Consider the following 13,307-nt stretch of genomic DNA (forward strand, 5'->3'; position numbering starts at 1 on the left):
CGGCGGCTCCGGTGCTGCTCACCCCTGACACCGTCAGTCCGGGGCGGTCACCGTGGCGGCCAGGTCCCGGATCGCGCCCGGCCCGTCGTTGCGGGCGGTCGCCACCAGGCGGCTCGTCGCGCCGGACTGCAGGCCGTCGGGGGCCGTGAGCGTGAAGTCGACGGCCGGCTGCTGCGCCACGGTGAGCGGGCGCCCGTCGTGCCGGATCGTCACGCGTTTCGCCGTGCTGACCGGCGCGACGAGGGTGTTCCCGGCGTACGACCACCGCACCGGCCGCCCGTCGACGGTGACACCGCGCGGCCGGAAGACCCCGGCGAACTCGACCGTGTACCGGCGGGCCGGGCCCGGGCCGATCGTCAGCGCGCCGGGCTCCGAGCGCCAGGCCGTCCGCGTGAAGTCGCCGGTGCGATAGCCGAGCCCGTCGCCCGCGTCGTCGTAGACCTCGCAGTCGCCGAGCCGTGCGGATAGATCGTCAGGCGCAGCTCGTCGCCGGGCTGGTGCGCCACGTTGACGCTGTCGTCGGGGGCTCGGGCGATGACGCCGCCCCCGCGCACGTACACGGGCATGTGGTCGGGCGTGGTGGCGACCGTGCGGGTGGCGGGGCCCCGGAACGTCGTACCGGTGAAGAAGTCGGTCCACACGCCCGGCGGGAACCAGACCTCGGCCGTGGTGCTCAGCCCGGCACCCGGTGCTCGCGGAAGGCCGGCAGCAGCTCGTTCTCGTAGTCGCCGGTGCTGTACGCCTGGTACTTCGAGAACCACGTGCCGAACGCCCACTTCGGCGGGAGCAGTGAGGGGCCGGTGAGCGTCCGCAGATCGGCCAGCCCCGGCCGTAGCCGAACAGATAGCCGTTCTGGTAGGTGCCCGTCCGCTGCGGGCGCGCCGTGACCCAGCCGTCCGCCGTGGTCAGTGCGGTGGCGGTGTCGTCCAGGAGGTACCAGCCGCCGCGGTTCAGCATCCCGGCGTGCAGCCGCAGCTGCTCGACCGGCCCGGCCTGCCCGTCGTAGTAGTCCAGCCCCGGTACCAGCCGCCGAGCGCGTCGTCGCGGGCCGGCGTGCCGAACTCTGGGTGCACGCTGCGGCCGGCGACCTCGAGGGTGGTGCTGGCCGGCGTGACCCCGCCGGGCGCCGCTGTCATCGTCCGATCATCCAAACTGGTCGATCCGCAGCCCGGGCCAGACCGTCTCGTCCAGGAAGTCCTCGACCGCGGTCGCCACCCGCCCCAGCACCTGGGCCGAGCCGGCCAGGCGCCCGGGGACGTACAGGCCGTGGTCGGCACCCTCGATCTCGGTCACGTGCGGAGTCAGCTCCCGCGCCAGCACGCCGTCCCAGCTCGGATCCGCTGTGCCGCCGACCAGCAGGAACGGCTCGGTGGCGGCGCGCAGGGCGGCGACCACGGTGGGCTCGAAGAACAGCGGCGTCAGCCAGACCGCCGGCAGGCCGCGCCGGGCCACCTGGGGCGCCGCGTAGGTGCCGAGCGACTTGGCCAGCACGACCGTGCTCGCCCCGGGCAGCTCCTCCGCCGTCCGGTCCAGCACGGCTGCCGCCTGCCGGTCCACCCAGGCCGGCCGCTCCTCCTCGGGCAGGTCGATGAGCTCCTGCGGCCGTTCCCACTGGTGGGCGACCCGCTCGGCCCCCGCCCGCTCGGCGGCGTCGCCGGCGAACATGAGCGGCGGCGCGTACGGGCCGAGGAACGCCCCCGGGAAGATCACTGCGGATCGATCATTCATGCCCGGAAGGATAGGGTGTGCCGCTGTCGCACCGCCCTGGGTGAAACGCGGGAATCGGCTAGATTTTCGGCCTGTCGACACAGGCGACAGCAACATCGCGTCGCAACGGGTGCTGCGGGCGACGGGGTTCACGGGCGGCGGGCAGGCGTATTCGCTGACTCTGTAGCACGCGCGCGCCTCGGCCGATCGGCCGAGCGAGCGAGCCCGGATCTCCGGCCCGCGGCGGATGGCCGCCGATGATCACGCACGAGACGCTTCCCCGGCGCCGCGGTCCCGTGGCGCGGTGCGGAACGGCGTCGCGGGATCGCGGCGCCGGACGGGGGAGAGCGACGATGGCGACGATCGTGCGGCCGGGGCGGCGGGCGTTTCTGCGCGGGGGCCTGCTGGCCGTTGCCGGAGCGGGGGTGGGCGCGCTGGGGGTGGCCGAGGTGCCGCGCTGGTGCGGGTGGGACAGGCCACCGCTCGGCGGCGGCTACGCGGCGGCCGCCGACACGCCCGATGCCGTCCGGCACGCCGGGGTGGCCGTGCGGTACTACGTCGAGACGACCGAGCCCGTCGTCGCTTTCACCTTCGACGACGGCCCGGGTCCCCGGTGGACGCCCATGGTGCTGGACACGCTGGCCGCGGCGGGCGTGCCGGCGACGTTCTTCATGGTGGGGCGGAACCTGCGCGAGCACGCCGGGCTGGTGCGCGACCGGCTGGCCGGGCACGAGGTCGGCAACCACTCGTGGTCGCATGACGACCTGGCCACGCGGGACCTGGCCGGGGTGACGAGCGAGCTGCGCCGCACCCACGACGTGATCGGCGAGGTCACCGGGCGGGCACCCACCCTGCTGCGGCCGCCGTACGGCCACCTGGGCGGCTCGACCCTGCTGGCCGCCGACTCGATGGGCTACGACCTCGTCCTGTGGTCGCAGCAGATGCGCGAGCGCCGCTACGCCGACGACCCCGCCGCCCAGGTGCGCGCCATCGTGGACGCGGCGCGCCCCGGCGACATCATCCTCGCCCACGACATCGGCGGCGACCACCGCCTCGTGGCCCTGCGTGGCCTGGCCGCCATGATCGACGGCCTGCGTGCCCGCGGCTTCCGCTTCGCCACCGTCTCCGGCCTGATCGCCGGCGCCGCGAACGGCCCGGCGGCCCGGCCCTAGGCCGGCGCCGCAGGTAATCGCGCAGCTCGCCGGTGAGCTTGCGCCGGTGCTCGAGGGCGTCCACCCCGCTGGGCGGCAGGGCGTCGGCGAAGACCTTCACCATCGCGTGGCGGACCGGTCTACGCAACGGTCCTAGGTCACGGTGGCGCAGATCGCGTACGCCGTGACCGTCCCGCCGAGGCCGACGTTGGTCGCGGTCCAGGCGGTCTGCGACGACGGGTAGCTGCCGCCGAGCTGGCCGCCGCTCATGTTGGCGCCGCCGCCGAGGACCTTCTTGCCGGTCGGGCAGGTGGCGACGGAGCTGGTGCTGCCGGCGGCGCCCGTCACCATCGTGTAGCCGCTCACCCCGTCGCTGCCGGCCGGGCCGGTGAGCCCCTGCGGCCCCGTCGCGCCGGTCGGACCCTGTGCCCCGGTCGCGCCGGTGGCGCCGGTGGCGCCGGTGGCGCCGGTGGCGCCGGTCGCACCTTGCGGACCCGTTGCTCCGGCAGCACCCTGTGGTCCGGTGGCCCCGGCAGCACCCTGTGGTCCGGTGGCCCCGGCCGCACCTTGCGCTCCGGTCTGCCCCTGCGGCCCTGTCGCGCCGGTGTCGCCCTGCACGCCCGTGGCGCCCTGCGGCCCCGTCGCACCCTGCGCGCCCGTGGCGCCGGTTTCACCCTGCGGCCCCGTCGCGCCGGTGTCGCCCTGAGGACCGGCCGGGCCGGTCGCACCGGGCAGGCCCTGCCGGCCCTCCGGTCCCATCGGGCCTTGCGGGCCGACCGCACCTTGCGGCCCCACGAGGCTCGCGAGAAACTCGGTCACCGTGCCGTCCGCGTTGCCGTCCAGCGACCGCCACGTGTCGAAGGCGGAGGCGCCGGTGTCGCCCCGGGCGCCCGTCGCGCCGACCAGCGAAGCCAGGAAATCGTCGAGGTTGCCGTCGTTCGTGTCGTGCCACAGGTCGAACGCGGACCTGCCGTCGAAGCCTCGCGGACCGGTCAGCGATGCAAGGAAGTCGTCCACGGTGCCGGAGTGACCGTTCGCCAGCCACAGCTGGTAGGCCGAGAACCCGTCGGCCCCGCGCTCCCCGACCAGGGACGCCAGGAAGTCACCGACCGTACCGCTGTGGCCCTCCTGCAGCCACGACGCGAACGCCGACAGTCCGTCGTTGCCGGCCGCGCCCCGGGCGCCCGTCGCTCCGGTCGCCCCGGTCGCACCGTTGGCGCCCTTGGCTCCCACGGCACCCGCCGCGCCGGTCGCCCCTGTCGGACCGGCCACACCGGCGACGCCTTGAGCCCCGGTCGCGCCGGCGACACCCCGCAACCCGGCGGCGCCGACCGGACCGACCGGACCGATGAGCCCCTGCGCGCCGAACGGTCCGATCAGGCCCCGGGGTCCCGCCGGGCCCGACGGACCCATCGGGCCGGTGGCGCCCCGGGGACCCATGGGCCCCATCGGCCCCGCCGGACCCGAGACGCCGAGAAGGCCCTGGGCGCCGGCCACGCCACGCAGCGCGTCGGCGCCACCCTTGCTGACCACCCGGTTCCAGGAGACCAGGGTCCCCTCCGGGCACCGGCGCCCACGGGCGTGGTCGACGACGCGCACGACGCCGGTCGCCTTGCTGACGCACGCGTAGACCGCATCTGCCGGCGCGGGGGCGGCCGATCCGGCCATCGCGGAGCCCGGCGAGCCGAGCACCACCGTCGCGGCCATGGCGGCACCGGCACCGGCCCGCATCATGGAGATCTTCATCGGGATCCAGCCTTGGGTCGGGGGTAGGCCGTCCTTCAAGGTCGGTGTCCGTGAGTGCGGTCTTATGACTTCTCGGGAGCGAACAGGTTGCCGGCGTGCCGGCCAGGACGTAGGTGCCCGCCCGGGGGTGTGAGGTTGCACTGCGCACCTCCCCGGGCCGGCCCGACGACGCGCGCCATCACCTGAGGCGGCTCCCGATCAGGTGCTCCACGACGCGGCGGGCGGCTTTGCGGCCGGCCCGCTGCGGAATGAGGCCCTCCTTGGCCACCCCCCGAACGGTGGCAACCACGACGCCCTCCGCCCGATCCCGGAGCACCACCGTGACGACAGCCGGGTTCAGGTTCAACGCGCCCGAACCCAGGACGGCCTGCGCCTCCGCCGTCCTCGCGCCCACGGCATCCAGGGTGCGGCCGACCAGCTCCCGGGCGGCCGGCAAGGACAGCGGAAGCTCCACCGCCGTCTCGAAGATGTCGGCCCGAATCCGGCGGGCCGCGAAGCGCGCACCCCACCCCGCGCCGCGCTTGGTGCTCTCACCCAGCGCGAACAACCCGGCGACCAGCAGTTCGTTCTCCACGGGGGTCAGACTCATGACCAGGCAGTAAAACACAGTGAGCCACCGTCGTCGCCGACAACTCAGGTCTGCCGCCGGCTGTGGCAGCCTCCGTCAGTGGTTTGCGGGCGAATATCAGCCCCGCTGCAGGAGTCGATGGACCTCAGGTCATCCGCATCGCCATCCGCAGAGTGGGGTGGGCGGCCAGCAGTCCGGGGCGTCAGCGCCGAACAGCAGCCAGCACACGACGGCGGTGGCGTAGTAGGTGCCGCGGTCGAGGTGGAAGCGGGTCCAGCCGGGGGGCGTCGTGGTCTCGCCGATGTCGAGCTCGAGCCGCCGGCCGGCTCGCCGGGCCGTCAACACGCTGCTCAGCATCGGAACCTGTGGTCAAGATCGCTGGTGCATGGTCAGGTGTCGATCGCTGCGGCATACTGCTGGTTCGGCGGACAGATCGGCACATGGGGGCGGAGGGCCCGTGCGGGAACCGTGGTGGGAGCGGGTTCATGAGGCGGCGCAGCTGCTGGCTTCGCAGGTGAATGCCGCGGTGGCCCGGGCCGCGCGGGACGGTGTCTACAGTCCGCCGCCCGGTGCGCCCGCACCCCGCCGCCGGCGCCGGCCGGCCTCGCTGCGGCATCTCGCCGAAGTCATCCGCGCGCACCGGCTCGCCCCGGGCATGTCCGTCGACAAGGACGACGTGGCGGCGGTCCTCGCCGGGGACCCGCGGGCCGTCAGTGACCCGGTGCTCGTCCTCGGGGTCGCTCGCGCCGCCCACCTCATCGCCGGGGTGCCGCTCGGCAACGCCGAGGCCGACCGGCTCGTCGTCGCGGCGGCGCACGTGGCGGCGCTGACCGAAACCGCGCGGGAGGCGGACGGGCGAGCGGCGACGCTCGTACCGGAACTCGTGCCCGTCGCTCACCATCCGGCCGAGCCCGTGATCATCGACGCGTCGTTCACCACGCGCCGCCCCGGCCGGCGCCGGGCGCTGGTCGCCGCCGTCCTCGGCCTCCTGGTGCTCGCCGGGTCCGCGGCTCTGACGGCCTCGCGCGGCACTCGCGAGCCGGAGCCGGAGGAGAAGCCGGCGCCCCCGGCGGTGACCGCGGCGACGCCCCTGGACCACGCCGACTCCCGCGACGACTACCTCAACCCGCGGCCGCTGCAGGACGCGCTCGACCACGGCTTCACCGGCATCGACGTCGACGTCGTCCTGCGCGACGGCGGGCTCCTGCTCTGCCATCACGTCGACGGCGACGCCTGCGCGGACCCGGGCGGCAATCCGATCACCGCGCGGCCCTTCGACGCGACCTATCTGCGGGCTCTGAGCTCCCGAGTGAGCGCCACCGGCGGCCGGGTGTACCCGGGCTTCCACCAGCCGGTCATGCTCTTCGTCGAGATCACGTGCGGGACGGACGCGGGCGGTTGCGCGCTGCCCGCCGATCGGGCCGCGGCGGCCGCCAGCCCGGACAACCCGCTGGTGGTCGCCCAAGCCGTCATCGACGCGCTGGTTCCGTACCGGAGCATGCTCTTCCATGTCGGCGCGGCGGTGCGGCACTGGGGTCCCGTGCAGGTCGTGCTCAGCGGGGACCACACGGGCGAGCAGTACCCGACCGCGGGCGGGGGCAGCGACTCGGTGCGCGGACTGATCGAGCGGCAGTCCGACCGGTACGCGTTCCTCGACGGCAGCCTCGGCATCGACCGCGACCAGCCCAACGCGGACCTGGTGCCGGTGATCACGTTCCCGAACCCGGACCCCGGCTGCACGCGACACGGCACCGAGCCGATCCAGCACCAGCACTGGGACCACATCATCGCGGCGCAGAGCACCGGGCACCACGTGCGGGTGTGGGATCCGGACGACTGCCCGGAACGCGGCGACTTCTGGACGGACGCGCTCTACGGCGGCGTCGACTATCTGAGCAGCAGTCACGTGACTCTGCTGGGCGACTGGCTCACCACCACGGCGGCGGGCGGCGGTGGCGGTCGGTGTGAGGTGCCCGGTCCGATCGGCGCGGAACGGTTCGTCGGGCAGTACTGCACGCTGGCCACCGGCGACGTGCCGGTCATGACCGGGCCCGACCCCAATTCCGCCCGCGCCGGGACGCTCGCGAAGGGCGGCTCGACGTGGTTCCTGGGTCAGCAGCCGGGGCAGCCGTACAGCTTCCAGGGCCGGCACAACTTCTGGTGGGCGTACACGCGGGCGGACAACGGCAAATGGGGCTGGGTCTCGCTGGTCCACTTCGCCGACGGCGTCCTCGACCAGCCGGCCGACGGGCTGCAGTACAGCTGTTACGACGTACGCCCGGGGGAGAGCGACGACTGCCACCCCCTGTGACCCGCGGCCGGGGCCGCACCGCCCCCGTGAACAGTGCGGACCCGCCGCGTCCATGCCTCGATGGTGGCCGCCCCGGCGCCGTCGATCAACAGCGAACTGTCCCCGGATCGGGCCTATCTGTCTTGCTCAGACAGATAACTGCAGCGGCGTGGTGGGCTCGCGGTGGGGCATCGACGGGGCGATCGTGCCCTCGACGAAGATGGCGTGCCACAGGCAGAACATGGCGACCGTCCAGACCTTGCGGGAGTGGTCGGCGACGCCGGCGCGGTGCTCCTGGAGGAGCTTCTGGGCGTAGCCGAGGTCGAGCAGGTGGCCGGCCTGGGAGGCGTCCATGACCGCGCCGAGCCAGTCGCCCACGGCGCCCTTCAGCCACACGCGCGTGGGGGTGGGGAAGCCGAGCTTGCGGCGGTCGCGGACGGACTCGGGGACGATGCCGCGCATGGCCTCGCGGAAGGCCATCTTGGTGCCCTTGGAGTTGTGGGGCAGCTTCAGCTCGGTCGGCAGGCCCGCGGCGGCCTGGTAGACGGCCTGGTCGAGGAACGGGACACGCAGCTCCAGCGAGTGGGCCATGGACATCCGGTCGGCCTTGGCGAGGATGTCGCCGGGCAGCCACGTGTGCAGGTCCACGTACTGCATGGACGCCGTGTCGTCCACGTCGGCCGTCTCGGCGTACAGGTGATTGGTGATCTCGGTGTGCGGCAGCGCGGTGAAGCGCATCAGCGCGGCCTTCTCCTCCGGGCCGAAGATGCGCGCGTTGCCCCAGTAACGCTCCTCGATCGGGGTGGTGCCGCGCTCCAGGAAGCTGCGGCCCTTCATGCCCTCGGGCATCACGTGGGAGAGGTTGCGCAGGCCGCGCTTCATGCTGGGCGGCAGCTTGCCGATGCCGGCCAGGGACAGCGGCTCGCGGTAGATCGTGTAGCCACCGAACAGCTCGTCGGCGCCCTCGCCGGACAGGACCACCGTCACGTGCCGGGAGGCCGTACGGGCGAGGAAGTAGAGCGGGACCAGCGACGGGTCCGCGACCGGGTCGTCGAGCAGCTGGACGATCCGCGGCAGCTCGCGGATGACGTCCTCCTCGCCGATCAGCGTCGGGGTGAGCCGCACGCCGAGCTGGTCGGCGGTGTGCTGGGCGATGTCGATCTCCGAGTACGCCTGGTCGTCGAAGCCGGCGGTGAACGCGTGCAGGTCCGGCTTGACCTCGCGGGCCAGCGCGACGATCGCGGACGAGTCGACGCCGCTGGACAGGAACGCCCCGACCGGCACCTCGGCGTGCATGTGCTTGCGGACGCTGTCGCGCAGGGCGGCCTGGATGGCGTGCTGGGCCGCCTCGGGCTGCAGGGCGAGGGGCCGCAGCGACGGGCGGAAGTAGCGTTCCATCCGGATGCCGCCGCCGGGCGTCCAGGTGAGCCGGTGCCCGGGCTGGACCCGCTTGACCTGGCGGTGCAGCGTCAGCGGCTCGGGGACGTACTGGAAGGTCAGGTAGTGCGCGAGGGCGTCGGTGTCCAGCGCGGCGCCGGAGTTGCCGCTGAAGGGCAGCAGGGCCTTGCGCTCGCTGGCGAGGAAGATGCCGTCCGAGGTCTCGAGCACGTAGAGCGGCTTGATGCCGAACTGGTCGCGCGCCGCGTGCAGGGTGCCGGTCCAGTGGTCGTACGCGACGAAGGCGAACATGCCCCGCAGCCGCGGCAGCGCGTTGGCCCCCCAGTAGTGGAACGCGGCGGCGAGGACCTCGCTGTCACCGTGCGTGGCGAAGGTCGCCTGGTGCTCGCGGACCAGGTCGGCGCGCAGCTCCCGGTAGTTGTAGATCTCGCCGTTGAAGACAAGGGTCCACCGGCCGGCGTGCGGGCCGTCGGCCGGGTAGTGCACCGGCTGGGCCGCCTCCTCGCGGTCGATGATGGCCAGGCGCTTGAAGCCGAAGGCCATGCCGTCGCGCATCTCGACCCGGGTGTCGTCGGGCCCCCGGTGGTGCATCAGCTCCAGCGCGGCCGGGAAGGCGGCGGGCTGCCCGGCGCCGGGGCGGCTGCTGATGAACACGGCAAGACCACACATCGCGTACTCCTGTCGTCGGCGACTGCGTGGCGGAACAGTAGAAACTCACCTGTGAGGAACTTGTGAGGAAGCCGTGCGGTTTCCCGGGGCCGTGGAAACCGGTCCGGATCTTCATCGGTTCTCCACATTTCTTGACGCCGCGAGTGAGAATCCCCGCGTGACCGCACGTATCCTCATCGCCGACGACGACCGCAAGCACGCCGAGCTCCTGCGCCTCTACCTGGAGCGGGAGGGGCACCAGGTGCTCACCGTGGGTGACGGCCGGGCGGCGCTCGAGGTGGCCCGGGCCCGCCGGCCCGACCTGGTCGTGCTCGACGTGATGATGCCGATCGTCGACGGCCTGGACGTGTGCCGGATCCTGCGGGCCGAGTCCGACGTCGCGATCCTGCTGGTGACGGCCCGCTCGGCGGAGAACGACATGCTGCTCGGCCTCGACATCGGCGCCGACGACTATCTGGCCAAGCCGGTCAGCCCGCGCGAGCTGACCGCCCGGGTGCGGGCCCTGCTGCGCCGCGCCGGCACGGCCGACGGGCCGTCGAGCGTGCTGCGCGTAGGGGACCTGGAGGTCGACCCCGGGCGCTTCGAGGTCCGCGTCGGCGGCGCCCCGGTCGCGCTGACGGCCAAGGAGTTCGGCATCGTCGAGCTGCTCGCCCGCGAGCCCGGCCGGGTCTTCACCCGGGGGCAGATCATCGACAAGACCTTCGGCTTCGAGCAGGACGTCTCCGAGCGTACGGTCGACGCGCACGTGGTCAACCTGCGCCGCAAGCTCGAGGAGAACCCGGCCGAGCCCCGCTACGTGCAGACCGTCTACGGGCGGGGGTACAGGATGGCCGAGCAGTGAGTTTCCGGCTGCGCATCTTCGTGCTCGTCATGGTGGTGGCGGTGACGGCGATCGGCGCGACGGCGTGGCTGACGCTCAGCCTCACCTCCCGCGAGTACGAGCGGGCGCAGCGCGACGCCGTCCGCCACGAGCAGGAGTTCGCCGACGAGGTGCAGAGCTTCGGGCTGCTGCGCGGCGGCTGGCCCGGCGTCGACGTGCTGGTCGCCGACCTGTCCGGCCGCTACCGGCTGCACGTCCAGCTGCGCACCGAGGACGGCGTCGTGCTGGCCGACTCGGACACGATCGCGGGCCGCACCGCCGCCCCGGTGCAGGCCGCCGGCATCGGCATCGACCCCCGCCCGCAGCTCGACCCCGGGATCGCCGCCGCGGCCGCCACGCCCGGCGCGGACGCCCCGAAAGCCCTCTTCACCGGCTCGCAGTCCGGCTCCCCGGCGACCCGGATGATCCGCCAGGCCGCCGAGTACCGCGCCGCGCTCCTGGCGGCCCGCTGCATCGCCGACGCGCAGGACGAGCTGACCGAGCCGCTCGGGCTCGCCCGGGCTCCGTACCTGTCGCCGGAGCAGCTGCGCGATCACCCGGACTGCGCCCGCGACGCCGAGACCAAGGTGCTGCGCGACGTCGCCTGGCTGCGGCAGCTCAGCACCCAGTGGTCGAGCTGTGCCGCGGCCACGCCCACGGCCACGTGCCTCTATCTCACGTTCACGCGCGGGGTGACGAGCTTCTCGGCCGTACCGTTGCAGCTCTATCTCGGCGTGCAGGCGGACACCTCCACCGACGCCCTCGGCCGGCCCGCGCTCCTCGGCGCCGCCGGGCTGGTGCTGCTCGCGGCCCTGGGCACCGCGCTGATCGCCCGGCAGATCAGCCTGCCCGTGCGCCGGCTCACCGACGCGTCCCGGCGGCTGGCCGGCGGCCACCTCGACACCCGCGTGCCCGCCGACGGCGGCAGCGAGCTGGCCCGCCTGTCCGCCTCCTTCAACGCCATGGCCGAGGCGGTGCAGCGCAGCGAGGAACGCCAGCGCCGGCTGGTCGCCGACGTCGCCCACGAGCTGCGGACGCCGCTGTCGAACCTGCGCGGCTATCTGGAGGGCCTCTCCGACGGGGTGATCGAGCCCAGCCAGGAGCTCTTCGCCTCCCTGCACGAGGAGACCCTGCTGCAGCGCCGCATCCTCGACGACCTGCAGGTCCTCGCGCTGGCCGAGGCGGGCGACCTGCAGTACCACCGGGTCCCGGCCGACCTGGCCGAGCTGGTCACCACCGCCGCCACCGCGCACCGGGCGGTCGCCGCCGAGGCCGGCATCGAGCTCACCGTCGACGCCCCGCAGCCCGTCGACGCGGTCGCCGACCCCGACCGGCTGCGCCAGGTCCTCGGCAACCTGCTCAGCAACGCCGTCCGCTACACCGACAGCGGCGGCACGGTGTCGGTGCGGGTCTTCGCGGCGGGCGCCGACGCCGTGCTCACGGTCCGCGACACGGGCGTGGGCATGAGCGCCGACGACGTCGGCCGGGTCTTCGACCGCTTCTGGCGCGCGGACCCGGCCCGCCAGCGGGCCACCGGCGGCACGGGCCTGGGCCTGACCATCGCCCACCAGATCGTCACCGACCACGGCGGGCGGATCGAGGTCGCGTCCCAGCCGCATTTAGGAACAACTTTCACCGTACGCATCCCGCGCCGCCCCGGGTGACCGGCGGTTTCGTCGCCGCGTCGCGTGGTATGCCGCACCGGCGCGCACGCGTCGGGAGGAGGCGGGGATGCACATCTCCGAGGGGTGGCACGACGCCCTGGTACGCCTGGTGGCCGCCGGCCGCACGGCCCAGGGCGACGAGTTCGCGGCCGTGGTCGCGGGCGCGGCGGCACCGGTGGGCGTCGACATCCGGATCTACGCCGTCGACCAGCAGCAGCGGACCCTGCGACCGGTCGGCGCGCCCGGTGATCATCTGCCGGTGGACACCACGGAGGCCGGCCGGGCGTACATGTATGTGGAGCCGGTGTCCGGCGCCGCCCGGCTGTGGCTGCCCCTGCTGGACGGGGTCGAACGGCTCGGCGTCCTCGAGGTCGTGGCCCGCGACCCGGCGGTGGATCTCGACGACCCCGGCCTGCGCGCCGGCTGTGACCTGTTCGCCCAGCTGACCGGGCACCTGTACGCGGCCAAGGTGCCCTACGGCGACACGCTGAAGCGGGCCCGGCGCACCCGCGGCATGTCCGAGGCGTCCGAGCTGCTCTGGCAGCTGCTGCCCCCGCTGACCTTCGCGTCGGCGCGCGTGGCGGTCGCCGCCATCCTCGAACCCTGCTACGACGTCGGCGGCGACGGCTTCGACTACGCCGTCGACGGTGACACCGCCTTCTTCGCGCTGTTCGACAGCGTCGGGCACACCCTGCGGTCCGGCCTGGGCACCGCCACGGTGCTCGCCGCCGTCCGCGCGGCCCGCATCGCCGGCGCCGGCCTGCCCGCCCTGGCCCGGGCGGCGGACGAGGCCCTGGCCCGGCACCTGCCCGAGATGGGCTTCACGACCGCCGTGCTCGGCACCCTGGACCTGACGACCGGCCGGCTGCACTACCTCAACGCCAGTCACCCCGCGCCGATGGTCCTGCGCGACGGCACGGTCGTGAGCCGCCTCGACCGGGGCCGGCGCCTGCCGCTCGGCCTGGGCGACAAGGACCCGGAGATCGCCGCGCTGAGCCTCGAGCCCGGCGACCGGCTGCTGCTCTTCACCGACGGCGTCACCGACTCCCGCGGTCCCGACGGCGACCTCTTCGGCGAGGCCCGGCTGGCCGCCCTGGTCGGCCGGCACACCGCGGCCGGGCTGCCCGCCCCGGAGACGCTGCGCCGGCTGTGCCACGCCACCCTCGACCACTACGCCGGCCCGCCGGCCGACGACGCCACCATGCTCTACCTCGAATGGTCCCGGGACGCGGCCCGCCAGGTGACCCCGTGAGCC

At 74.0% G+C, this 13,307-nt stretch carries 13 protein-coding genes; 5 read left to right on the forward strand and 8 right to left on the reverse strand.

What is annotated here, in order from left to right; all coding sequences use genetic code 11:
- Nucleotides 1-33: 33 nt before the first annotated feature.
- The 4 genes from RAN62_RS04940 to RAN62_RS04950 all read right to left on the reverse strand — a co-directional run bounded on the left by RAN62_RS04940 (nt 34) and on the right by RAN62_RS04950 (nt 1,728).
- A complete protein-coding gene (locus tag RAN62_RS04940; protein WP_305783254.1) occupies nt 34-270 on the reverse strand; it encodes a hypothetical protein in 237 nt (78 codons plus the stop codon).
- An 86-nt stretch (nt 271-356) separates the two neighbouring features.
- Nucleotides 357-776: a glycoside hydrolase family 31 family protein gene (locus RAN62_RS41060; RefSeq protein ID WP_369077139.1), complete on the reverse strand. Its 420-nt coding sequence runs from the start codon at nt 774-776 to the stop codon at nt 357-359.
- A 174-nt stretch (nt 777-950) separates the two neighbouring features.
- A complete protein-coding gene (locus tag RAN62_RS04945; RefSeq protein WP_305783255.1) occupies nt 951-1,136 on the reverse strand; it encodes a hypothetical protein in 186 nt (61 codons plus the stop codon).
- A 7-nt stretch (nt 1,137-1,143) separates the two neighbouring features.
- A complete protein-coding gene (locus RAN62_RS04950) occupies nt 1,144-1,728 on the reverse strand; it encodes an alpha/beta hydrolase (RefSeq protein WP_305783256.1) in 585 nt (194 codons plus the stop codon).
- Nucleotides 1,729-2,060: 332 nt separating this feature from the next.
- Here RAN62_RS04950 and RAN62_RS04955 point away from each other — a divergent pair, with 332 nt between their 5' ends.
- Nucleotides 2,061-2,879 carry a polysaccharide deacetylase family protein gene (locus tag RAN62_RS04955; RefSeq protein ID WP_305783257.1) on the forward strand — a complete coding sequence of 273 codons (819 nt, stop codon included), beginning with the start codon at nt 2,061-2,063 and terminating at the stop codon, nt 2,877-2,879.
- 132 nt (nt 2,880-3,011) lie between these two features.
- On the opposite strand, the gene RAN62_RS04960 is transcribed toward RAN62_RS04955, so the two are convergent.
- From RAN62_RS04960 to RAN62_RS04970, 3 genes are all read right to left on the reverse strand, one after another.
- The gene (locus RAN62_RS04960) at nt 3,012-4,604 is read right to left on the reverse strand and encodes a collagen-like domain-containing protein (protein WP_305783258.1); all 1,593 of its coding nucleotides are present in this window, start codon (nt 4,602-4,604) and stop codon (nt 3,012-3,014) included.
- 178 nt (nt 4,605-4,782) lie between these two features.
- Complete coding sequence (locus RAN62_RS04965; RefSeq protein ID WP_305783259.1) at nt 4,783-5,193, reverse strand: hypothetical protein; 411 nt, start codon at nt 5,191-5,193, stop codon at nt 4,783-4,785.
- Between the two features lie 129 nt (nt 5,194-5,322).
- On the reverse strand, nt 5,323-5,517 hold the full coding sequence (locus RAN62_RS04970; RefSeq protein ID WP_305783260.1) for a hypothetical protein: 195 nt from the start codon (nt 5,515-5,517) through the stop codon (nt 5,323-5,325).
- Nucleotides 5,518-5,629: 112 nt separating this feature from the next.
- On the opposite strand from RAN62_RS04970, the gene RAN62_RS04975 reads away from it, so the two are divergent.
- Entirely contained in the window at nt 5,630-7,483 is a 1,854-nt protein-coding gene (locus RAN62_RS04975; RefSeq protein ID WP_305783261.1) for a PI-PLC domain-containing protein, read from the forward strand.
- Nucleotides 7,484-7,609: 126 nt separating this feature from the next.
- On the opposite strand, the gene asnB is transcribed toward RAN62_RS04975, so the two are convergent.
- A complete protein-coding gene (gene asnB, locus RAN62_RS04980; protein WP_498371874.1) occupies nt 7,610-9,529 on the reverse strand; it encodes an asparagine synthase (glutamine-hydrolyzing) in 1,920 nt (639 codons plus the stop codon).
- A gap of 157 nt (nt 9,530-9,686) precedes the next feature.
- Between asnB and RAN62_RS04985 the strand changes: the two genes are divergently transcribed.
- The 3 genes from RAN62_RS04985 to RAN62_RS04995 all read left to right on the forward strand — a co-directional run bounded on the left by RAN62_RS04985 (nt 9,687) and on the right by RAN62_RS04995 (nt 13,304).
- Nucleotides 9,687-10,370: a response regulator transcription factor gene (locus RAN62_RS04985; protein ID WP_305783263.1), complete on the forward strand. Its 684-nt coding sequence runs from the start codon at nt 9,687-9,689 to the stop codon at nt 10,368-10,370.
- Complete coding sequence (locus tag RAN62_RS04990; protein ID WP_305783264.1) at nt 10,367-12,052, forward strand: sensor histidine kinase; 1,686 nt, start codon at nt 10,367-10,369, stop codon at nt 12,050-12,052. The genes RAN62_RS04985 and RAN62_RS04990 overlap by 4 nt, the downstream gene beginning before the upstream one ends.
- Nucleotides 12,053-12,119: 67 nt before the next feature.
- Nucleotides 12,120-13,304, forward strand: coding sequence for a PP2C family protein-serine/threonine phosphatase (locus tag RAN62_RS04995; protein WP_305783265.1), 1,185 nt, complete (start codon nt 12,120-12,122; stop codon nt 13,302-13,304).
- Nucleotides 13,305-13,307: the final 3 nt, after the last annotated feature.

Source organism: Symbioplanes lichenis (genome assembly GCF_030709675.1).
In the GTDB taxonomy this organism is placed as follows: domain Bacteria; phylum Actinomycetota; class Actinomycetes; order Mycobacteriales; family Micromonosporaceae; genus Actinoplanes; species Actinoplanes lichenis.

Excerpts from the sequence above, each read along its gene's own strand:
- RAN62_RS04955 (WP_305783257.1), top strand. The coding sequence starts at position 2,061 with ATGGCGACGATCGTGCGGCCGGGGCGGCGGGCGTTTCTGCGCGGGGGC.
- RAN62_RS04995 (WP_305783265.1), top strand. The coding sequence starts at position 12,120 with ATGCACATCTCCGAGGGGTGGCACGACGCCCTGGTACGCCTGGTGGCC.
- RAN62_RS04945 (WP_305783255.1), bottom strand. The coding sequence starts at position 1,136 with ATGACAGCGGCGCCCGGCGGGGTCACGCCGGCCAGCACCACCCTCGAG.
- RAN62_RS04950 (WP_305783256.1), bottom strand. The coding sequence starts at position 1,728 with ATGAATGATCGATCCGCAGTGATCTTCCCGGGGGCGTTCCTCGGCCCG.
- asnB (WP_498371874.1), bottom strand. The coding sequence starts at position 9,529 with ATGTGTGGTCTTGCCGTGTTCATCAGCAGCCGCCCCGGCGCCGGGCAG.
- RAN62_RS04960 (WP_305783258.1), bottom strand. The coding sequence starts at position 4,604 with ATGAAGATCTCCATGATGCGGGCCGGTGCCGGTGCCGCCATGGCCGCG.
- RAN62_RS04965 (WP_305783259.1), bottom strand. The coding sequence starts at position 5,193 with ATGAGTCTGACCCCCGTGGAGAACGAACTGCTGGTCGCCGGGTTGTTC.